Annotated in this window: 19 protein-coding genes and 1 riboswitch (1 of these 20 only partly in view); of the genes, 12 read left to right on the top strand and 7 right to left on the bottom strand. The window is 62.3% G+C overall.

Going from position 1 to position 21175, the window contains the following annotated elements:
• The first annotated feature begins 49 nt into the window (after positions 1 to 49).
• A complete protein-coding gene (locus ACZ9IL_RS17555) occupies positions 50 to 913 on the top strand; it encodes a sensor domain-containing diguanylate cyclase (protein ID WP_476004625.1) in 864 nt (287 codons plus the stop codon).
• An 83-nt stretch (positions 914 to 996) separates the two neighbouring features.
• On the opposite strand, the gene ACZ9IL_RS17550 is transcribed toward ACZ9IL_RS17555, so the two are convergent.
• On the bottom strand, positions 997 to 1854 hold the full coding sequence (locus tag ACZ9IL_RS17550) for a carboxylate/amino acid/amine transporter (RefSeq protein ID WP_476004624.1): 858 nt from the start codon (positions 1852 to 1854) through the stop codon (positions 997 to 999).
• Between the two features lie 42 nt (positions 1855 to 1896).
• Here ACZ9IL_RS17550 and ACZ9IL_RS17545 point away from each other — a divergent pair, with 42 nt between their 5' ends.
• Positions 1897 to 2370 carry a DUF6314 family protein gene (locus ACZ9IL_RS17545; RefSeq protein WP_476005373.1) on the top strand — a complete coding sequence of 158 codons (474 nt, stop codon included), beginning with the start codon at positions 1897 to 1899 and terminating at the stop codon, positions 2368 to 2370.
• Between the two features lie 105 nt (positions 2371 to 2475).
• Here the strand turns inward: ACZ9IL_RS17545 and ACZ9IL_RS17540 are convergent, their stop codons facing one another.
• Positions 2476 to 2637: a hypothetical protein gene (locus ACZ9IL_RS17540; protein WP_476004623.1), complete on the bottom strand. Its 162-nt coding sequence runs from the start codon at positions 2635 to 2637 to the stop codon at positions 2476 to 2478.
• Positions 2622 to 3521 carry a DMT family transporter gene (locus ACZ9IL_RS17535; protein ID WP_476004622.1) on the bottom strand — a complete coding sequence of 300 codons (900 nt, stop codon included), beginning with the start codon at positions 3519 to 3521 and terminating at the stop codon, positions 2622 to 2624. The genes ACZ9IL_RS17540 and ACZ9IL_RS17535 overlap by 16 nt, the downstream gene beginning before the upstream one ends.
• Before the next feature lie 91 nt (positions 3522 to 3612).
• On the opposite strand from ACZ9IL_RS17535, the gene ACZ9IL_RS17530 reads away from it, so the two are divergent.
• On the top strand, positions 3613 to 4572 hold the full coding sequence (locus ACZ9IL_RS17530) for a LysR family transcriptional regulator (protein ID WP_476004621.1): 960 nt from the start codon (positions 3613 to 3615) through the stop codon (positions 4570 to 4572).
• Here ACZ9IL_RS17530 and trpS read toward each other — a convergent pair.
• Both trpS and ACZ9IL_RS17520 read right to left on the bottom strand, forming a co-directional pair.
• Complete coding sequence (gene trpS, locus ACZ9IL_RS17525) at positions 4551 to 5564, bottom strand: tryptophan--tRNA ligase (protein WP_476004620.1); 1014 nt, start codon at positions 5562 to 5564, stop codon at positions 4551 to 4553. The two genes, ACZ9IL_RS17530 and trpS, sit on opposite strands and share 22 nt — an antisense overlap.
• 192 nt (positions 5565 to 5756) lie before the next feature.
• Positions 5757 to 6191 carry a universal stress protein gene (locus tag ACZ9IL_RS17520; protein WP_033130880.1) on the bottom strand — a complete coding sequence of 145 codons (435 nt, stop codon included), beginning with the start codon at positions 6189 to 6191 and terminating at the stop codon, positions 5757 to 5759.
• Positions 6192 to 6566: 375 nt separating this feature from the next.
• Between ACZ9IL_RS17520 and fabV the strand changes: the two genes are divergently transcribed.
• Entirely contained in the window at positions 6567 to 7754 is a 1188-nt protein-coding gene (fabV, locus tag ACZ9IL_RS17515; RefSeq protein WP_476004619.1) for an enoyl-ACP reductase FabV, read from the top strand.
• A 36-nt stretch (positions 7755 to 7790) separates the two neighbouring features.
• On the opposite strand, the gene ACZ9IL_RS17510 is transcribed toward fabV, so the two are convergent.
• Positions 7791 to 9575 (bottom strand): GGDEF domain-containing protein, encoded by a 1785-nt coding sequence (locus tag ACZ9IL_RS17510; protein WP_476005372.1) that lies wholly within the window; start codon positions 9573 to 9575, stop codon positions 7791 to 7793.
• A 209-nt stretch (positions 9576 to 9784) separates the two neighbouring features.
• On the opposite strand from ACZ9IL_RS17510, the gene ftnA reads away from it, so the two are divergent.
• Together ftnA and ACZ9IL_RS17500 are read left to right on the top strand one after the other, a co-directional pair.
• Complete coding sequence (gene ftnA / locus ACZ9IL_RS17505) at positions 9785 to 10309, top strand: non-heme ferritin (protein ID WP_476004618.1); 525 nt, start codon at positions 9785 to 9787, stop codon at positions 10307 to 10309.
• Between the two features lie 211 nt (positions 10310 to 10520).
• Positions 10521 to 11705 (top strand): BaiN/RdsA family NAD(P)/FAD-dependent oxidoreductase, encoded by a 1185-nt coding sequence (locus ACZ9IL_RS17500; protein ID WP_476004617.1) that lies wholly within the window; start codon positions 10521 to 10523, stop codon positions 11703 to 11705.
• A 241-nt stretch (positions 11706 to 11946) separates the two neighbouring features.
• On the opposite strand, the gene ACZ9IL_RS17495 is transcribed toward ACZ9IL_RS17500, so the two are convergent.
• On the bottom strand, positions 11947 to 13167 hold the full coding sequence (locus tag ACZ9IL_RS17495) for an MFS transporter (protein WP_476004616.1): 1221 nt from the start codon (positions 13165 to 13167) through the stop codon (positions 11947 to 11949).
• Between the two features lie 201 nt (positions 13168 to 13368).
• Here ACZ9IL_RS17495 and leuE point away from each other — a divergent pair, with 201 nt between their 5' ends.
• The 6 genes from leuE to murI all read left to right on the top strand — a co-directional run.
• The gene (leuE, locus tag ACZ9IL_RS17490) at positions 13369 to 14007 is read left to right on the top strand and encodes a leucine efflux protein LeuE (RefSeq protein ID WP_476004615.1); all 639 of its coding nucleotides are present in this window, start codon (positions 13369 to 13371) and stop codon (positions 14005 to 14007) included.
• Between the two features lie 213 nt (positions 14008 to 14220).
• A complete protein-coding gene (locus ACZ9IL_RS17485) occupies positions 14221 to 15894 on the top strand; it encodes a LytS/YhcK type 5TM receptor domain-containing protein (RefSeq protein WP_476004614.1) in 1674 nt (557 codons plus the stop codon).
• 312 nt (positions 15895 to 16206) lie between these two features.
• Entirely contained in the window at positions 16207 to 16938 is a 732-nt protein-coding gene (locus tag ACZ9IL_RS17480) for a LytR/AlgR family response regulator transcription factor (RefSeq protein WP_476004613.1), read from the top strand.
• Between the two features lie 109 nt (positions 16939 to 17047).
• Positions 17048 to 18238, top strand: coding sequence for an L-lactate MFS transporter (locus tag ACZ9IL_RS17475; protein WP_476004612.1), 1191 nt, complete (start codon positions 17048 to 17050; stop codon positions 18236 to 18238).
• Positions 18239 to 18351: 113 nt separating this feature from the next.
• Positions 18352 to 18529, top strand: a riboswitch (cobalamin riboswitch).
• A 50-nt stretch (positions 18530 to 18579) separates the two neighbouring features.
• Complete coding sequence (locus ACZ9IL_RS17470; RefSeq protein ID WP_476004611.1) at positions 18580 to 20415, top strand: TonB-dependent receptor domain-containing protein; 1836 nt, start codon at positions 18580 to 18582, stop codon at positions 20413 to 20415.
• Between the two features lie 115 nt (positions 20416 to 20530).
• Positions 20531 to 21175, top strand: partial view of a glutamate racemase gene (gene murI, locus ACZ9IL_RS17465; RefSeq protein WP_476004610.1) — the 5' portion only. Its footprint extends 144 nt past the window's final position; only the first 645 of its 789 coding nucleotides appear in the window; the start codon lies at positions 20531 to 20533; its stop codon lies off the right edge, out of view.

Below are 21175 nucleotides of genomic sequence, written 5' to 3'. Positions count from 1 at the left end.
CAATGCTACTTATTTGGGCTGATATTTGGATCCGGCTTCGAGGCGCGTGATGGAAAGAGATGTAATTCCCTGGGTGGAGACCGTGACCCGGCTCGATATGCCCCTGATGGCACAAGCCATGGCGGTGCTGGAGGCCGGGATCTGGGTCTGGTCGGCGGAGCTGGGGCTGAGGCGTGATCCCTCCTGCCTGCGTTTGCTGGGGCTGGAAGGGGATGAGCTGGATGACCTCGGCTGGTTGGCGCGGGTGCACCCGGACGATGCCAGCCGCCTGGAAGAGGCCATCCGGGCTTGCCTGGGCGGCAATGGCAACGAGCTGCGGATCGAGTACCGCATCCTGCACCATCAGGGTCACTACCTCCGGCTGGAGGAGCGGGTACAGACTGATGGCCGGGGCCAACGGCTGGGCGTGGTGCGCCACCTCGATCCGGCCGTCCCCCAGCTGGATGAGCGCCACAACACGGATCCTCTCACCGGGCTGGAGAGCCGCAGCTACTTCGAGTTGTTGCTGGACGAACGGCTGGCACAGGAGAGTGGCAGCTTCTGCTTGCTGCAATTCACCGTGGATCACAGCAGCAAGATACTGCAGCTGTTTGGCGAGGTGGCCTGCGACGCCATGCTGGCGAAACTGGCCCGCATCGTGCGCCGCGAGCTGCGCCGGGAAGATCCCTTCGCCCGCTGGGACGAGGACGGTTTCATCCTGATGCTGTCCCAGACCGATCGCCTGAGCGGCCTGGAGATTGCCGAGCGGCTGCGCCTCGAAATCGCCGACGCCAACCTGCTGCCGGAGCGGCCGGTGACCGTCAGCATCGGGCTGGTGCAGAGCCAGAGCGCCGAGCAGATCGATCACCTGCTGGCCCGGCTGGCCTCCTGTCACGGCCAGGCCAAACGGGAACACAACACCGTTGTCGGTTAACTTTTAGTCAGCACTCACTCACCCTACGGCGCAGGCAGATCCATAGAGAGCCTGCATCAGCAGGCTCATCGATCGGCTGATCGTCAGTCTGCCTTATGCGCCGGCTGACGCTGGCAGACCCAGAGGGAAGCCAGCATCAGCAGACCACCCAGCGTGATCCTGAGCAGGTCTGCATCCTTGCCCCAGAGCACCAGGTTGACCAGCAACCCTGCCGGGATCAGGGCGTTGTTCATGATGGCCAGCACGCCGCTGCTGACCAGGGTCGCACCCTTGTTCCACAGGAAGTAACCCAGCCCGGATGCCCCCACCCCCAGCCAGAGCAGAATGCCCCATTGCAGGTTGGTGGTCGGGTATTGGGGTTGACCCAGCAGCAACCAGGCGGGCAGGGCGATCACCAGGGCTCCCAGATAGAAGCAGCCGAACACGGCGAGCTGGGGCGGCTGTTCCTTCTCCCGTGCCAGCAACACCTTGTAGCCGACCTGGCCGATGGCAAAGCAGATGTTGGCTCCCTGCACCACCAGGAATCCCAGCACATAGCTCTCGGTCAAGCCATCGAAGCGGATGACGGCGGCTCCCAACACGGCGAGCAGGGCACCCCACAGATAGGTCGGCTTGAATCTGGACTCCAGCAGATCGTGGATCAGGGTGACGTAGATGGGGGTGAAGATGGTGAACACCAGCACCTCCGGCACCGTCAGCAGCAGGAAGGAGTGGTAATAGAACAGATACATGATGCCGAGCTGGGTAGCACCGAGTGCCATCAGCTTGATGACCAGATCGGGCCTCAGCCAGCGACGGCGCAGGAAGGGCAGGAACACCAGGCTGGCGAGAGCGATGCGGGTCAGCACGGAGAAGTAGGCATCCACCTGGCCGGCGAGGTAGACCCCGATCAGGCTGAAGGAGAAGGACCAGAGCAGGGTGACCCCTATCAAGTAGTTCATGTGATTGAATTGTCGTCAGTTGTCAATTTGGAGGGCGCTATGATGGCCGAGTTGGAAGGCGCGATCCAGCGTTTATGGGCACTGTTGCCACAGATCGGAGCATTTGCCTTCGAGGCGAGCAACGGGGTGGGCTCCGCCACCGACTGGAACGGGCGGGGCGAGGGAGAGGTGCGGGTGACCGATCATCAGGGGGGTTGGCGGTTTGCCGAGACGGGCCGCTATACAACGCCTCATGGCCGCGAACTCGCCATGCACAACCGTTTCTGGTGGTGGCGCGGTGAACGGGGGATCTCGCTCTCCCATCTGCGCTACGAGGCGCCGGTCCTGCTGTTTGAACTGCAGCCCCAGCCGGATGGGCGCTGGCTCACCGCCGAGCCCCATCTGTGTGGTCAGGATCACTACAGCGCCGAACTGGTGCCCCTGCCGGGCGGCTTCAGGCTCAACTGGGAGATCACCGGCCCGCGTAAAAACGAGCGGCTCGAATACCGTTACCTGCGGGGTGGGGAGCAGACATAAAAAAACCGGCGCAGAGCGCCGGTACAGGGGACAAATCGGAGGTTTTGTTAACACGGTCCCAAAAACAGGAGACGCACAGTCTCATCACAGATTCAGAGTCAATCGTCAGGCGTGCAGGGCATAGCTCAGCATGGCCTGCAGCTTGCTGTCGAAACACCAGGGCAGGGTCAGCATCAGCAGGCCGAGCAGTCCGGCCAGCCGGTGGCGATATTGCCAGCCGGCGATCAGGACCAGCGCGCCACAGAGGGTGGTCAGGATGCCTGACATGGGGTCGCCTCCCGCTGGGTGCGACGCTGCTGGGCCCACTGGTTGAGGGCCACCGAGCCCAGGATCAGCGCCAGTGCCGCACCTGTGGTGGACTGGATCTGCTCGCCGAGGAACAGGGCACCGAGCATGACGCCAAACAGCGGCACCAGATAGTTGCTGAAGGAGGCAAAGGTCGGGCCCGCTTGCTGGATCAGCGCCATGTAGAGGAAGTAGACCAGGCCGGTACAGAACACGCCCAGCACGGCGACCGCACCCATGGCCTGATGGCTCGGCAGGGTGAGCGCACTCAGATCGGTGACGAAGGGGGCAGCCAGCAACAGCTGGATGGCCGACGAGATCAGGATGTTGCGGGCCACGACCACGGGGTGGTCCTTGGCGAAGCGCTTGATCATCAGCAGACCGATGGCGAAGCAGCTGGCCCCAAACAGGATGGCGATGGCACCGAGCAGGCCGGCGTTCATGCCGTTGGCGAGTTTTGGCCAGAACAGCACCAGCACGCCGATGAAACCGATGACCACGGAGACGAGGCCACCCTTGGTGATCCGCTCACCGCTCAGCAGCAGCGGGGCCATCAAGATGGTGACGAAGGGGATGCAGCCCATGACCACGGCGGCGATGGCGCTATCCACGTACTGCTGACCCCAGGCCACCATGATGAAGGGGATGGTGGCATCGAGCAGGGCGATCAGCATATAGGTGCGCCACGGCGTGTGCTCGCTCTTGAGGCGCATGAACAGGCAGAGCAGACCCAGGGTCAGGCTGCCGAACAGGGCACGTACGGCCGCCACCATGATGGGGGGCATCTCAGTGACTGCCTGGTGCATGAAGATGAACTGGGAACCCCACAGCAGGCCGATTGCCAGCAACAACAGATAGCTACGCATTTTAATCTCCGATGTAATTTGCCCGCGCATTCTATGCAATCTGTTACTATGTCAAAAATGAATTGTCGTCATTCCACTATGGCCAATATCGATGGAACTCCCTCTCTCCCGCCTCGATCTCAACCTGCTCACCGTGTTTGACATGCTGATGCAGGAGCGCAACGTCACCCGTGCCGCCGAGCGGTTGCACCTCTCCCAATCCACCGTCAGCCACGCGCTGGGGCGGCTGCGCGGTGCGCTGGACGATCCGCTGTTTGTCATGAGCCGGCGCGAGATGATGCCCACCGAACGCGCCAAGGCGCTGGCGGGGCCGGTGCGCCAAGCGCTGGCCATGCTGGAGCAGGGCTTGCGCCAGGCGAAGGGGTTCGAGCCCGCCAGTGCCCAGCGGGTGTTTCGCATCGTCACCCCGGGCTCGGTGGAGCACGGCCTGGTGCCGACGCTGGTGGATCGCATGGTCCAGCAGGCGCCCCACTGCCGGCTGGAGGTGTGCGAGCTGGCGGATAGCGACTACGAGCGGGAGCTGGAGAAGGGGGAGCTGGATCTGGTGATCGGTTTTGCCGATGCCAACAGTCTGTCGCCCCGGCTGTGGCGGGAGGAGTGGTTCAGCAATCCGCTGGTCTGCCTGTCCCCCCTTGGCAGTGAATTGCCGGATGCGCTGGGGCCGGCCGATCTGGTCAGCCGCCCTCATATTCACACCTCCAGCTGGGGCCACAGCCAGGCCATGGTGGATCTCTGGCTGTCCCGCTTCGAGGTGGCGCGTGAACTGGGTGTCAGATTACCGAGCTTTATGGCGGTGCCACAGCTGATGGCCACCGGTCGCTACCTGGTAGTGGTGCCGGAGATGATCGGCCGCCACTTCTGCCGCTACTACCCGTTGCGGCTGCATCAGCTGGACCCGGACATCCCCATCGTCTACCTGATGGCGGGCCATCCGCTCAGCGCCCATGACGAGGCGATCCGTTGGTTCAAGGCCTTGCTGCACCGGCTCGCCTTCGAACTCTACGGCACAGCCGCGCTGGGGACCGAGGCTCAGCGCAGCCCGGCGAAGTAATCCAGCCCCATCGCACTCTTGACCTCGGCCAGTACCTCGTCGGTGAGGGTGCGAGCCTGCAGTGTCCCCTGGTGCAGCAGCGCCAGCAGCTGACCCTTGTCGGCGAGCGCCGCCTGCCGCCGCGCCCGCATGGGGGCGAGCAGGGTCTGCAGGCAGTCGTTCAACACCCGCTTGCATGCCATGTCACCGAGCCCGCCGCGCTGGTAGTGCGCCTTCATCTCGGCTATCAGTGCCTTGTCCGGGTGGAAGGCATCCAGATAGGCGAACACCGTATTGCCTTCTACCTGACCGGGATCGCTCACTTTCAGGTGATTGGGGTCCGTGTACATGGCGAAGACCGCCTGCTTGATCTCGTCGCTCGACATGCCGAGTTCTATGGTGTTGCCGAGGGACTTGGACATCTTGGCCTTGCCGTCGATGCCAGGCAGACGGCCGGTGTCGCTCAGGATGGGCTGGCACTCGGTCAGCACCTCCTTGCCCACCAGGGCATTGAAGCGGCGCACTATCTCGTTGGTCTGCTCCAGCATGGGCAGCTGATCCTCACCGACCGGCACATGGGTGGCACGAAAGGCGGTGATGTCGGCGGTCTGGCTGACCGGGTAAACCAGGAATCCCGCTGGCAGGCTGCGCTCGAACCCTTTTTGTTGGATCTCCGCCTTGACGGTGGGGTTGCGTTCCAGCCGGGCGACACTGACCAGGTTGAGGTAGTAGCAGGTCAGTTCGGCGAGGGCGGGCAGGGCGCTTTGCAGGCAGAAGGTGGTCTTGGCGGGATCGAGGCCAGCCGCCAGATAGTCGGCCATCACCTCCAGTACGTTCTCGGTCACCTTGGCCGGGTTGTGGCCGTTGTCGGTCAGCGCCTGCAGATCGGCGATCATCACGAACTGGCGGTAATGGTGCTGGGCCGCCACGCGCTGGCGCAGGGAGCCGACGTAGTGGCCGATGTGCAGGCGGCCGGTGGGGCGATCGCCAGTCAGTATGATGGGGTTGTGCATGTCATTCTCTCCGGTTGGGGTGAGCCGGGAGGCGACAAAGGGATAAAAACAATGACCGCCTCTCGGCGGTCACGGTGTTTTCTTCTGGGAATTTCACATAGAAAAGCGGTGCCGCCTGTTTAGGAGCAGCACCACCAGTTGTTGTGATTGAAAGTGGTCATGTTCATGGATAAACAAGCTACGCCCGTTTGCTCACTTCTGCAAGGGGACGACCAGCAGATCGCAGGGCACCGTGTTCATCAGCTGACGGGCGCTTGAAGTGAGCAGGCTCCAGAAGCTCTGGCGATGGCCGCACACCAGCAGGTCAATCTGGTAATCCTTGACCGCCTGGTTGACCCGCTCGCTCAGATCGCCGCAGATCACCAGCTTCTTCTCGATGGGGTAGTCCACCGAGGCCAGGAAGGCTTCCAGCTTCTCCTTCGCTTCGGCGATCACCTGATCCTGCACGTTGTCGATGTCGATATCGATCATCTCGGTGTAGAGATCCTTGAGGTCCACGTCGACGTGGATCACCGACAACTTGGCGCCATTGGAGCGGGCCCGGTCGACCGCCTTCTCGATCACCTTGCGGTTGTCTTCCGACAGGTCGATCGCGGCCAGTACGTGTTTGTAATAGGTTCCATTCATGGGAGTTCTCCTCACTGATCCTGGGTTCACTATACCAATGTCTGATGAAACTAAAACGGTGCTGTCACCACGGCCTCAGGATTGGAATGGGTTTTCTGTACGGCTATGTTGCCGCCTCCGATGAAAAATTGTGCGTAAATTGAGCAGGAATTTGAAGCCGATCACAGCCGGCGTATTGCCCCGCACCGGCGAGGGGAATAGGATGTGCCCGTGCTTCGCAATGAACACAAAACAACAAAAAGCATCTGAATACCGCTTTGGGGAGCCTTGTGCTCCCTCTTGTTTTTCTGCCCCCTCTCCGCTCTATCCCCTCTGACATCAAGGTAATCTGCCCTGTCATGGCTATGCTGTAGCCAGTCCAATCGGAGATCCCCCATGATTATTCATCCGCAAATCCAGGGCTGTGTTGCCCACAATTGTCATCCCATCGGCTGCCGGGCTGCCGTGGCGCAGCAGATCGCCGGCGTCAGGGCGGCGGGCCACTTCAACGGGCCCAGGCGGGTGCTGGTGCTGGGGGCCTCGTCCGGTTTCGGGCTGGCCTCCCGCATCGCCCTGACCTTCGGGGCGGGGGCTGACACCGTCGGTGTCTCGTTCGAGCGAGGGCCCTCCGACAAGGGGCTCGGCAGTGCGGGCTGGTACAACAACATCTGGTTTAGGCAGGCGGCGGAGCAGGAGGGGCGCATCGCCGTCAACCTGATCGGTGACGCCTTCTCGGACACCATGCGCCAGCAAGCCATCGACACCATCCGCCAGCAGCTGGGACAGGTGGATCTGGTGATCTACTCGCTGGCGAGCGGCATCCGGGTGCTGGCCGACGGCACCCAGGTGCGATCCGTGCTCAAGACCACGGGCCAGCCGTTCAGCGGTTGGGGGCTGGATCTGGAGCGGGATACCCTGGTGCAGCAATCCCTGGCACCCGCCACCCCGGAGGAGATCCAGGGCACCGTCACCGTGATGGGGGGCGAGGACTGGCAACTCTGGCTACAGGCGCTGCAACAGGCCGATTGCCTCGCGCCGGGCGTGCAGACGGTGGCTTACTCCTACATAGGCCCGGAATCCACCTACCCGATCTACAGAGACGGCACCATCGGCTATGCCAAGGAGCACCTGCACGCCACCGCCGAGACCATCAATCTGCAGCTGGCCGAGCTCGGCGGCCATGCCTGGGTGTCGGTGTGCAAGGCGCTGGTGACCAAGGCGAGCGCCTACATCCCTGTGCTGCCTGTCTACCTCGGCCTGCTGATGGGGGTGATGAAGGAGCGCGGGGTGCACGAGGGCTGCATCGAGCAGATGCGGCGCTTGTTTGCCGACAAGATGTACGGAGCGCACGGAGTGGTGGCCGACGGCAACCGGCTGATCAGGATGGACGACCACGAACTGGACCCGGCCATTCAGGCGGCGGTGTCGGCGCTCTGGTCCAAGGTGACGCCGGACAACTTCCACGCCCTCGGGGATTTTGCCGGGTTGAAGCGGGACTTCATGCAACTCAACGGCTTCGAGCTGACGGAGATCGACTACGGGGCGCCGGTGAATGAGGCGTCACTGACCGAGCTGGTGCCCTGAACCGGGTGAATGGAGCGGGGCTGACACAGCCCCGTCTCAGGCCACGCTGCTGGTCAGCTCGGGCAACAGACCGGGGGCTGCCGCCAGTATGGTCTGATTGCGGCCCTGGCGTTTTGCCTGATACATCGCCATGTCAGCCCTGTGGATCAGCTGATTCAGGCTGTCATCGTCGGGGGAGCGCTCCGCCACTCCGGTGCTGATGGTCATGTGAGGGGATCCCAGGTTCTCGATCCGGCTCCTCAGCTGTTCGGCCAGGTGCCAGCAGGTGGGACCGTCCTGCGGCATCGCCACCAGAAACTCCTCTCCCCCCCAGCGCCCGACCTGCTGCAGGTCGGGGGCCCAGTTCTTCAGCTCCTCTGCCAGTTTCTGGATGGCCAGATCGCCGGTCTGATGGCCGTGCCTGTCGTTGATCTGCTTGAAGTGGTCGATGTCGATGATCAGCAGGGTCAGCGGCTCGCCCAGCTGCCACTGTTGGGTCAGCCGCTCCAGCAGGGCGCGCCGGTTCGGCAGCCCGGTCAGCTGATCGAAGGTGGCGAGCTTGTAGAGGTGGCGTGAGCTGCGGTGCAGTCTGCGGGTGGTGAGTCCGAGCAGGATCAGGGCGCCGGCCAGCAGGATGACCAGCATCAGCTGGTAGTAACGGGCACTCTGCTGATACAGCAGTTGCTGCCGTTTGCGATCGTTCTCCTGTTGCAGTGCCCGGTTGTTGGCCTCGCTGCGTGCCAGCTCCATTTCGGCCTGGAAGGCGTTGGCATGCTGGCTGAGGGTCTGATTGAAGTGCTGTTTGTAGTGCTGCATGTACTCGGTCATGACCCTGTACGCCTCTGGGTATCGCCCCAGATCCGCCAGCAACCTGGCCTGCAGCGCCTGACCGTCGATGGTGGCGGAGTCGGACCGGGTCGTCAGCAACTGCAAGGCCAACTGCTTCTCCCCGCGACCCTGCAGCGTCCTGGCCCGGGTCTCGGTCAGGCGGGAAGCCGCCTGCGGATAGCCGAGCCGCTGGTAGATGGTCTGCGCCTCGTCCAGACTGCGCCAGGCGGCGTTCCAGTCGGCCTGGGCGTTGAAGGCCATGGCCTGATAGCCGAGCACGATGGCACGATAGTCCGGTGACAGGCCGGGGCTGGCCAGCAGGGCATCGAGCAGTTGCCTCGCCTTGGCGGGGCGAGCCATGTCGATGTAGAGCCGGGCCATGTTGGCCCTGATGATGATCTGGCTGTTGGGCTCGCGCAACCGCACCATCAGCCCCAGCGCATCCTGATAATAGGTTTCGGCCTCCCGGTGGAGGCTGAGGTCGGCATAGAGGTTGCCAAGGGTCATCAGCACGCGGGCGCATTGCAGGTCGGAGAGCGCGCTCTTCGGTTCTTGTCGCTTGAGGTGGAAGGCGGTCTTGAGTTCGGCGATCGCTTCTTTGAGTTGCTGAGTGCGGTAGAGGGCGAGCCCGTTCAGGGCATGCCATTCGGACTGCTGGGCCGGGTGGCCGCCGAGGGCGGGTTGCAGCTGGGCCAGCAAGGTGAGGGCCAGCAGTGGCGCTTCGGTATCCAGGGTGAGCGCCACCTGTTGCAACTGGAAGTCCAGCAGTCGCGCGTTTTCCTGACGGGCGCTGGCCAGGGCGCGGGCCCGGGCATTGTCCAGCAGGGCTTCGGGATAGCGGCCCAGTGCCGCCTTGGCCAGGGATCTGGCGTGGAACAGCTCCATCTCCTGTTGCTGACTGGCATCGAGGCGCTGCAAATAGCCGACGGGATCGCGCGCCGCCTGCAATTCAGCCTCTTCCGACAACGGGGGGGAGGCCTGCAACTGGGTCGTCCAGAGCAGCGCCAGTACCATCACCAATCTCATTGCATCTTCTTCCTGACCATTGGCGCCATCATAGAGGCTGGGTCCGGTTACACCATCCTTCTTTGCTTCTCTATGCCCGTATGGGGGTCAGGATGAGAGGAATATGCGTCACAACAATGGCCTGTGACGGAAGTGGACAGTTGATTCGTGCTGCAACAGTGGCGACAATCTGAATCAAATCACCATGGAGAATCATCATGTTGGCTAAAGCCATGATCGAGAAGTTGAACGAGCAGATTAATCTTGAATTCTATTCTTCCAATCTCTACCTGCAGATGAGCGCCTGGTGTGAGGACAAGGGCTTCGAAGGGGGCGCGGCTTTCCTGCGCAAGCACGCCGTCGAAGAGCGCCAGCACATGGAGCGCCTGTTCACCTACGTGAGCGAGACCGGCGCCATGCCAATATTGGGGGCTATCGAGGCACCGCCCCATGAGTTCAACTCGCTGGGCGACATCTTCCGCACCACCCTCGAGCACGAATTCCACATCACCAAGTGCATCAATGGCCTGGCCCACGTGGCCTTCACCACCCAGGACTACTCCACCTTCAATTTCCTGCAGTGGTACGTGGCCGAGCAGCATGAAGAAGAGAAGCTGTTCAAGAGCATCGTCGATCGCCTGTCGCTGGTGGGCGAGGATGGCAAGGGTCTCTACTTCATCGACAAGGAGCTGGCCGAGCTGGCCAAGGGCGCTCCCGCCAGCATCATGGATGGCAACCCCTGATAGTCGTGGACACTGAGTGTTCAGCCAGTACAATGACGGCCCTCTCGAGGGCCGTCATTGTTGGTACGCGGACACCAAAGCCTCGGTTGGTGCCCATGATGGCGGCGTTCTCGATGGAGGGCCGTCATTGTTTGTGCGGCTATGCCGCCAGGCATGATAAGGGCGCTGTCTGCGGGCCCTGCTCTGTGATTTTTTGATAAACAAGGTTGTGATGATGCAAGTGGATGTGGTGGTGATCGGGGCCGGTGCGGCCGGTTTGATGTGTGCGGCCCAGGCAGGCTATCGGGGTCGCTCCGTATTGCTGCTCGACAATGCCAAGAAGCCGGGCCGCAAGATCCTGATCAGCGGCGGCGGTCGTTGCAACTTCACCAACCATCAGGCCGGGCCGCACGCCTTCCTCTCGGGCAATCCCCACTTCTGCAAGTCGGCGCTGGCGCGCTACACCCAGCAGGATTTCATCGATCTGGTGGACCGGCACGGGGTCAACTACCACGAGAAGACCCTGGGCCAGCTGTTCTGCGACGAGAGCGCCAAGGAGATCGTCGAGGTGCTGCTCACCGAGTGTGACTGGGCCGGGGTGACCCAGCAGTACCAGACCGAGGTTCTGTCCGTCAGCAAGACGGATGACGGCTTCCTGCTCGACACCAGCAAGGGGGAGGTGCGCTGCCACTCCCTGGTGGTGGCCACCGGCGGCCTCTCCATGCCCAAGCTCGGTGCCACCCCCTATGGCTTCAAATTGGCGGAGCAGTTCGGCCTGGCGGTGCTGCCGACCCGCGCCGGTCTGGTGCCCTTCACCCTGCATCAGGAGCAGAAAGAGGCGTTTGCCGACTTGGCCGGGGTCAGCCTGCCGGTGGCGGTGACCGCCGAGGACGGCACTCGCTTCAAGGAGGCCATGTTGTTCACCCACCGCGGCCTCTCCGGCCCGGCCATCCTGCAAATATCCTCTTTCTGGCTACCTGGGCAGAAGATCCACATCAATTTGCTGCCAGACCTGGATATTTCAGCTGCCCTCAAGGGCTGGGCCGAGGCCCATCCGGCCCAGGAGCTGAAAACCGTGCTCGGCCGCGAGCTGCCCAAGCGCTTCGTCGACAAGCTGGTGGAGTTGGGGCAACTCGTCAACAAGCCGATGCGCCAGTACAACGAGCGGGAGCTGGCGGCCATCGCCAGCCTGCTGGGGGATTGGCAGATCCTGCCGAACGGCACCGAGGGTTATCGTACCGCCGAGGTGACCCTGGGCGGGGTCGACACCAACGAGCTCTCCTCCAAGACCATGGAGGCGCGCACCGTGCCCGGTCTCTACTTCATCGGCGAGGTGGTGGACGTGACCGGCTGGCTCGGTGGCTACAACTTCCAGTGGGCCTGGTCCTCCGGCTGGGTGGCAGGTCAATATTGCTGATGGATGCTGCACCCGTGTTGTTGATGGCCGCGATAACGGACTCCGTGGTGACAACTTCCAATGGGTCTGCAGTCACTTCCGGCTGGGTGGTGGGGCAGTACTGCTGACAAACTCACGCACTCATACATCCACATCAAGCGAGCCGTGTCGGCGGCTCGATTGATGTGCTTCAACGCGGCCGCTTGGGCCGCGTTTTTATGGCTGATTTCCTCACCCATCGGCCTTTGTCACCGCCGATCCGCTAGCCCTTCCTGATAGTCGGCAAGCAGACGGTCAGCAAGCCGATGAGCGGCAGGTAGGCGCAGAACTGGTAGACAGTTTCGATGCTGGTGGCGTCGGCCAACTGGCCCAGCAGGGCCGCCCCTATGCCCCCCATGCCGAAGGCGAAGCCGAAGAACAGGCCGGAGATGGTACCGACCTTGCCGGGGACCAGCTCCTGGGCGTACACCAGGATGGCGGAGAAGGCCGAGGCCAGGATCAGGCCGATGATGACCGAGAGTACCGAGGTCCAGAACAGGTCGACGTGGGGCAGCAGCAGGGTGAAGGGGGCGACGCCGAGGATGGAGATCCAGATCACCCGCTTGCGGCCGATGCGGTCACCGACGGGCCCGCCGAGCACAGTGCCCGCCGCGACGGCAAACAGGAAGGCGAACAGATAGAGCTGGGCGCTGTCCAGCGACAGGCTGAACTTATCCATCAGGTAGAAGGTGTAATAGCTGCTCAGGCTGGCCATGTAGAAGAACTTGGAGAACATCAGCAGGCCGAGGATGGCCAGCGACCAGCCGATCTGACGGCGGCTCAGGCCGTTGCCGGCGTGGGCCTTCATCCGCTTATGGAAGCTGGCGGCGTGATGGCTGGACCAGCGCCCGACCAGGCTGAGCACGACGACGCCCACCAGCGCGAACAGCGAGAACCAGGCCGCGCTGCCCTGACCCTGCGGCACTATGATCAGCGCGGCGAGCAGCGGCCCTATGGCCGATCCCAGGTTGCCACCGATCTGGAACAGGGACTGGGCCAGGCCGGGCTGGTTGCCCGCCGCCATGCGGGCGACCCGGGAAGATTCCGGGTGGAACACCGACGAGCCCATGCCGATCAGCATGGCCGACAGCAGCACGGCGCCAAAGCTCGTCGCCTGGGACAGCGACAGCAGCCCGAGCATCGTGAATCCCATGCCGAATGGTAATGAATAGGGCATGGGCCTGCGGTCGGTGTAGAGGCCGATCAGCGGCTGCAGCAAGGATCCCGTGAACTGGTAGGTGAGGGTGATGAGACCTATCTGGGTGAATGACAGGTTGAGGCCGAGCTTGAGCAGGGGATAGATGGCCAGCAGGACCGACTGCATCATGTCGTTCAACAGGTGCGAGAAGCTGATGGCGGCGATCACCGGATAGGTGGTGGTATTCAGGGCGTCGGTCGCGGGGGGCGCGACGAGAGGGTTATCGGTGCTGAGGCTCTTTTCCATGAGATAGTGTGTCTGTTGTCCTTGGGATCCCTCTACCATGCCTGATCCCGGCCCGTCTGGACATAGCAAAATGGGTGGGAGTCGGGGCGGCGAGAGGATGGGGTGAACAGATAACCGCTCGGATCTTGTGCTTGGCGAGAGGCGGATTAGTATAGAAAGCCTGCCGTCGTTAGTCGGCTCATCACCCGCCATGGAGGGAGCATGTTCGAAAGCCTGGGAGTCATCAACGTCTGGACTTATTTAGTCGGACTGTTTTTCATCATCATAGCGCCGGGGCCCAACTCGATTTATGTGCTGCGCACCGGTGCGACCCGTGGCATAGGCCCGGGTTACCAGGCGGCCCTCGGGGTCTTCGTCGGCGATGCCATCCTGATCTTCTGCGCCTATCTGGGCATCGCCTCCCTCATTCGCACCACCCCCTTGCTGTTTACCCTGGTGCGCTACCTCGGTGCCCTCTATCTGCTCTACCTGGGGGTAAAGATCCTCCACGCCAACTTCATCGCCAGGCGGGAAGGGCAGGCGTCGGTGGTCGAGTCCGGCGAGCGCTACTTCTCCAAGGCACTGACCCTGAGCCTCACCAACCCCAAGGCGATTCTGTTCTACGTCTCCTTCTTCGTGCAGTTCGTCGACTTCAACTATGCCCACACCTGGGTCTCTTACCTGGTGCTGGCGAGCATGCTGGAGGCCATGAGCTTCGTCTATCTCACCTTGCTGATCTTCGGCGGCACCCTGATGGCGCGCTTCTTTGCACGCAAGCGGCGCCTGGCCCGGCTCGGCAACGGCCTGATCGGCCTGTTCTTCATGGGCTTCGCCGCCCGGCTCGCCACCCTCTCCTCCTGACCTGACCAAAGCCCCCGTCGCAGGCCCTTTGGTCGGGCAATGCAGCCCTTTGCTCCCATATCCGGCCACCTGAGGTAAACTGGCGCCCCCGACGAGGGGCTGCTCTTCCTGATCCTGCTGCGCACACCCTGCCCAGCCCTGGCTGTGGGTCAGCGGCCTCCCGCTCGATACCTTCTATAGTGCGCCCCTCGTGGCCATAGGCCGGAGGGCCCCATGCTCGAAAACCAGATGATGTTGTTGGCGGTGTTTGAACGGGCGGCGTTGATGCTGATGACGCTGTTCCTGCTGACCCGCACCCGACCCTTCCAGCGCCTGTTCCAGAAGCGGGATCACACCCCGGCCGAGCTGACGCTGGTCGCCTCCATCTTCTGCCTGTTCGCGGTGTTCAGCACCTACACCGGCATCCCGGTGGAGGGGGCGCTCATCAACGTGCGGATCATCGCCATCATCTCCGGCGGCATCCTGTTCGGGCCCTGGGTCGGCATCCCGGCCGGGGTCATCTCCGGGCTGCATCGCTACCTCATCGACATGGGCGGCCACACCTCCATTCCCTGCCTCATCGCCAGCATCATCGCCGGTCTGCTGGCGACCTGGATCCACCTCCACTGCCGCAAGTCGCGGCTCTGGCTGTACGGCATCCTGGCGGGCATGGCCTGTGAGGGGCTGACCATGCTGCTTATCTGGTCCCTAACAGAACCTCATTCTGTCGGGGTCGAGATCGTTAGTCATATCGCCTACCCGATGATCGCCGGGGCGCTCTGCATCGGCCTCATCATCAAGCTGGTGCAGGACTTGGACGACGAGAAGGAGATGATCGCCGCCAAGCAGGCCAAGCTGGCGCTGGACATCGCGAACCAGACGCTGCCCTTCTTCCAGAACATCGATCGCCACTCCCTCGGCCAGGTGTGCGGGGTGATCCGGCGCGAGATCGACGCCGATGCGGTGGCCATCACCGACACCCGCGACGTGCTGGCCTACGTGGGGGTGGGCAAGGATTACTACGAGCTGGACGAGCACCACGCCATCAGCGACATGACCCAGCGGGCGGTGCTGCTGGATCAGATCATCATCAACAACGATCTGCGCCAGTATCACCTGTCGGATTTCCACTCGGTGATCATCATCCCGCTGCGGGAGAACGGCGCCGTCAGCGGTACTCTCAAGATCTACTACCGCCGCACCCACAGCATCACCAGCTCGTTGCGGGAGATGGCGGTGGGCCTCTCCCAGCTCATCTCCACCCAGATGGAGGTATCGCGCATCGAGCAGCTCAAAGAGATGACCCGCAAGGCGGAGTTCACCGCGCTGCAGAGCAAGATCAACCCGCACTTCCTGTTCAACGCCCTGAACGCCATCTCGTCCCTGATCCGCATTCGTCCCCAGCAGGCGCGCCAGCTGATCGCCAACCTGGCGGATTACCTGCGCTACAACCTCAACAAGGGGGACGAGCTCATCGACATCCAGGAGGAGTTGCAGCAGGTGCGCGACTATGTGGCCATCGAGCAGGCCCGCTTCGGCGACAAGCTGGAAGTGGTGTTCGAGGTGGACGACGTGCACATCCAGGTGCCCTGCCTGTTGCTGCAGCCGCTGGTGGAGAACGCCATACTGCACGGCATCCAGCCCCGCAGCGCGCCGGGCCGGGTCACCATAGAGGTGAGGCAACTGGCGGGTGGCATCCGGGTGGCGGTGCGCGACACCGGCTACGGCATCAGCCAGGCGGTGATCGATGGGGTCGCCGCCGGCCGGGTGGAGAGCCGCAGCATCGGCCTGATGAACGTGCATCAGCGGGTCAAGCTGCTGTACGGGGACGGGCTGCAGCTCAGGCGGCTCGAACCCGGTACCGAAGTCTGTTTCTATCTGCCGGATCCGGAGGCGATGCCATGTTGAGAGTCATCAGGTCGAAGATGGGGGTTTGGCTCGAGAGGAGCCGGTCTATCTGCCGTGCCCGGAGGCAACTTTATGCTAAAAGCCATCATGGTCGAAGATGGATGTTTGGCTCGAGAGGAGCTGGTCTATCTGTTGTGCCCGGAGACAACTTCATGTTGAAAGCCATCATGGTCGAAGATGGATGTTTGGCTCGAGAGGAGCCGGTCTATCTGCCGTGCCCGGAGGCAACTTCATGCTGAAAGCCATCATGGTCGAAGATGAACGCTTGGTTCGGAAAGAGCAGGTCTGTGTGTTGGAATCGGAGGTTGCATCATGTTGAAAGCCATCATCGTCGAGGATGAATATCTGGCGCGGGAGGAGCTCATCTATCTGGTGAACCAGCACAGCAGCATCGAGATAGTGGCGAGCTTCGAGGATGGACTGGAGGCGTTCAAGTACCTGCAGGATCACGAGGTGGACGTGGTGTTTCTGGATATCCAGATCCCCTCCATCGACGGCCTGCTGCTGGCCAAGAATCTGCACAAGTCGAGCCACCCGCCCCACATCGTCTTCGTCACCGCCTACAAGGAATTCGCGGTGGAGGCGTTCGAGCTGGAGGCATTCGACTACATCCTCAAGCCCTACAACGAGCCGCGCCTCATCAGCCTGTTGCAAAAACTGGAGCTCGCGGGCAAGTCGCTGGCGGGGCAGGGGACCGAGGTGAGCGCGCCGCAGAACCGCACCGTCAACCTGGTGAAGGGGGAGCGCATCATCGTCACCCCCTGCGAGCAGATCTATTACGCTGAGGCCGACGAAAAACTGACCCACGTCTACACCCGCACCGATCGCTACGTGATGCCCATGACCATCAGCGAGTTCGTCAGCCGGCTGCCGGCGGAGGGGTTCTTTCGCTGCCACCGATCCTATTGCGTCAACATCAACAAGATCCGTGAAATCGTGCCCTGGTTCAACAGTACATACCTCATCCGGCTCCATGATCTGCCGTTCGAGGTGCCGGTCAGTCGCAGCAACATCAAGGCGTTCCGTCAGCTGATGCGGCTCTGATTGTCATTCATTCCCGCCGATCTGCATTTCATGCCTTAATCGGTCGGCGCGAGCTGCGTCTTGCCTATAGTGGCCTCAATTTCCTGACGGCCACTGCCCGAGACGCATCATGACCAAAGAGATGAATCGCACCCGGTACCTGACCCTGATCGGTACCATCATCACCCAGTTCGCACTGGGCTCTGTCTACACCTGGAGTCTGTTCAACGCCCAGCTCTCCGACAAGCTGGACGAGCCGGTGAGCCAGGTGGCCTTCGCCTTCGGCCTGCTCAGCCTCTCCCTGGCGGTCGCCTCCTCCCTGGCGGGCAAGCTGCAGGAGCGGTTCGGGGTACGCAACGTCACCCTCGGCGCCGGCGTGCTGCTCGGCATCGGCTTCTTCCTCACCGCCCATGCCAGCAACCTGGCCATGCTCTATCTCTGTGCCGGTATCCTGGTGGGCTTCGCCGACGGGACCGGCTACCTGATGACCCTCTCCAACTGCGTGAAGTGGTTCCCGGAGCGCAAGGGGCTGATCTCCGCCTGCTCCATCGGTGCCTATGGTCTGGGTAGCCTCGGCTTCAAGTACATCAACCTGTTGCTGCTGTCGAACAACGGCCTGGAAGCCACCTTCCAGCTGTGGGGGCTGATCGCCATGTCCATGGTGCTGGTGGGCGGCATGTTGATGAAGGATGCCCCCCAGCAGGTCGCCTCGGTGCAGCAGACCGAGAGCCGCGACTTCACCCTGGCCGAGGCGATGCGCAAGCCGCAATACTGGATGTTGGCGCTGATGTTCCTCACCGCCTGCATGAGCGGTCTCTATGTCATCGGCGTGGCCAAGGACATCGGCGAGAACATGGTCGGTCTGTCGACCGCGGTGGCAGCCAACGCGGTGGCGGTGATCGCCATGGCCAACCTGGGTGGCCGGCTGGTGCTGGGCATTTTGTCCGACAAGATGTCCCGCATCCGGGTCATCACCATCGCCCAGCTGATCACCCTGTGTGGCATGGCACTGCTGCTGTTCGTGCCGCTCAACGCCGACCTGTTCTTCGTGGCGGTGGCCTGCGTGGCGTTCAGCTTCGGCGGCACCATCACCGTCTACCCCTCCCTGGTGAGCGACTTCTTCGGCCTGAACAACCTGACCAAGAACTACGGCGTCATCTATCTGGGCTTTGGTCTGGGTAGCATCATCGGCTCCATAGTGGCGTCCCTGTTCGGCGGCTTCATGGCGACCTTCAACCTCATCCTGGTGCTGCTGGTGGTGGCGCTGGTGCTCTCCCTCACCATTCGTCTGCCGGCTGCCAAGGCGCAATACGCGGACTGATAGCCGAACCTACTGATAAATCTGACAAATCGGAGCCTGCAGGCTCCGGTTTTGTTTTTATGATCAAAAGACGTATAGATGGCTAAATTGCTATACTCTTCTGCCCCCCTTTCCTATAATCCTCCCGCTTTGGCGCATCATGCTTAATAGGGAATCCGGTGAAAATCCGGAGCTGGCGCGCAGCGGTAAGGGGGAACGAAGCGACATCAGGGCACTGCCGTCAGGTGGGAAGCCGTCGCCGTAGGCCATCAGCCCCCCAGCCCGAAGACCTGCCAAAGTTCGTATTTCTGGCCGAGAGAAACCGGCCATGAAAGATGCTTACGCGAACTTAAGGATCTGTAATGTCCAAGAAATTATTGGCGGCTGCCCTGTTGCCGGTGGCGGCCTTCGCCCAATCTTCCCTTCCTGCCGATGATACTATGGTGGTGACCGCCAACCGGGTGGATCAATCCGTCGGCTCGGTGCTGGCTCCCGTGATGGTGATCGATCGCGCCGAGATCGAGGCCCGCCAGGTGTCGAGCCTGCCGGATCTGCTGAAGACCCTGCCGGGGGTGCAGATCGCCACCCTGGGCGGCCGTGGTCACCAGAGCAGTCTGTTCATCCGCGGTACCAACTCCAACCACTCCCTGGTGCTGATGAACGGCCGCCCCATGGCCGCCATGGTGGCCGGCACGCCGGATCTCAGCCAGATCCCGCTTGGCAACATAGAGCGCATCGAATACATCCGGGGCCCACGTGCCGCCGTGTACGGCTCGGATGCCATCGGTGGCGTCATCAACCTGATCAGCAAGACCTCGGCCAAGAGCGGCAACGAGACCCACTTGAAGGGCGGGGCGGGCAGCCATGGCTATGGGGAAGGGCAGGTGCGTACCGTGCAGGCCCTCGGCCAGCAGACCGACATGAACATGCTGATCGGCTATGAGCGCACCGACGGCTTTGACGTGGTGGCCGGTGCCCAGCAGCCGGATCGGGACGGTTTCGACAGCCTGAACGGCCAGTTCGGACTAAATCACGCCTTCAACGATGTCTGGAGCGCCGACTTCAACGCCCAGGGTTATGACAACCAGACCGAGATGGATGACCCCTATCTGTCAACGGATCAGAGCCGGGTGCAGGCCTTCCAGTACGACGGTGGCCTCAAGTACCAGCACGGTGACCTGACCAGCCGGCTGGAGGCCAGCTACGGCGAGAACAAGTTGAAGAACTGGCTGGAGAGCAAGGGAGAGTCCAGTGCCGAGCCCATCCATACCGGGCTGACCCGCTTCTCCTGGATCAACAGCTGGAGCGGAGTCGAAGGGCTGCTGCTGACCGGTGGCGCCGACTGGCAGCAAGAGCAGTTGAAATCCGACTCGAGCAGCTATGGCCAGTCGTTCAATGCCCCGGATCGTGACAACACCGGTCTGTTTGCGGTGGGCAGCTATCGCTGGCAGGCCCTGCTGTGGGAGCTGTCCGGCCGGACCGATGACAACAAGCAATACGGTCGCCACAACACCTGGTCCGCCGCCGCCGGACTGGACATCGACGCCAACCACAACGTGCGCCTGAGCTACGGTACCGCCTTCAAGGCGCCGACCTTCCTCGATCTCTACTATCCCGGTTACGAGAACCCGGACTTGAAACCGGAGGAGAGCAAGAACCTGGAACTGGATTTCTCCGGTCGTTATACCGCCTGGGACTGGTCCGTGAACCTGTATCGCAACCAGATCCAGAACTTGATCGCCTGTCAGAGTGCCTTCTCCACCTGCATGCCGGACAACACCGATGCCGAGATCCGGGGCGTGGAACTGGCACTGGGGCTGGAAACCGGTCCGCTGCGCCATGACCTGAGCTTCGATTACACCAAGGCCGAGGACAAGAACGACGGGGATCAGCAACTGCTGCGCCGCGCCAAGCAGAAGGCCAGCTGGCTGACACAGGCACAGCTGGGCCCAGTGGATCTGTCGACCGAGCTGCTCTATGTGGGCAAGCGGGATGACAAAGACTTCAACAGCTTCCCCGCCCAGCGGGTGGTGCTGAGCTCCTATACCCTGGTCAACCTGGGTGCCAGCTATGGGGTGACGCCTCAGTTCACTCTGGGCGGGCGCATCGACAACCTGTTCGATCGCGACTATGCCCCGGCTTACGGCTACGCCTCTCCGGGCACCGAGTTCAAGCTGACCGCCGATTACCGTCTCTGATCCGTTGCTCTGCTTATATAGAGAGGAAAAAGCGAGGCCCCGCCATGTGCGGGGCCTTTTCTATTGGCCGCCGGCGGGAGTATGATCGCCGCCTCGCATCCAAGGGGGAGCTCAGGTGGCCAATATTCTAGTGTTCGACTCAGGCATGGGCGGCTTGACCGTTTATCGCGAGATCCGCCGCGCCCTGCCGGCACACAACTATGTCTACTGCTTCGATAATGCCCACTTTCCCTATGGCGAGCTGAGCGAGCCGGATCTGATCTCCGCCTGCTGCCGGCTGGTCACGCACATGGTGAGCGAGCACGCTATCGATCTGGTGGTGATCGCCTGCAACACCGCCAGCACCATCGCCCTGCCATCCCTGCGCATGGCCCTGAGCATTCCCGTAGTGGGCGTCGTACCCGCCATCAAACCTGCCGCCGCCCTCACGCGCAATGGCTGCATCGGCCTGTTGGCAACGCCGGGTACCGTCAGCCGAGCATATACCCATGAGCTCATTGCCCAGTTTGCGCCGGGCAAGCGGGTGCTGCTCAAGGGAGCGACCGAACTGGTGCTCGAGGCCGAGCACAAACTGGCTGGCCGACCGGTCAACATGCGGTTGCTGCGAGAGGTGCTGGCGGACTGGTTGGAAGGAGCGAATGCCCCGGATACGCTGGTGCTGGGTTGCACTCACTTCCCGCTGCTCAATGACGAGATACGGCAGCTGATGCCGGAGTGCCAGCTGGTCGATTCGGGCAGTGCGGTGGCAAGAAGGGTGGCC

The organism is Aeromonas sp. TECH754, from assembly GCF_056279295.1.
This window is presented reverse-complemented; position numbering and strand designations above follow the sequence as displayed.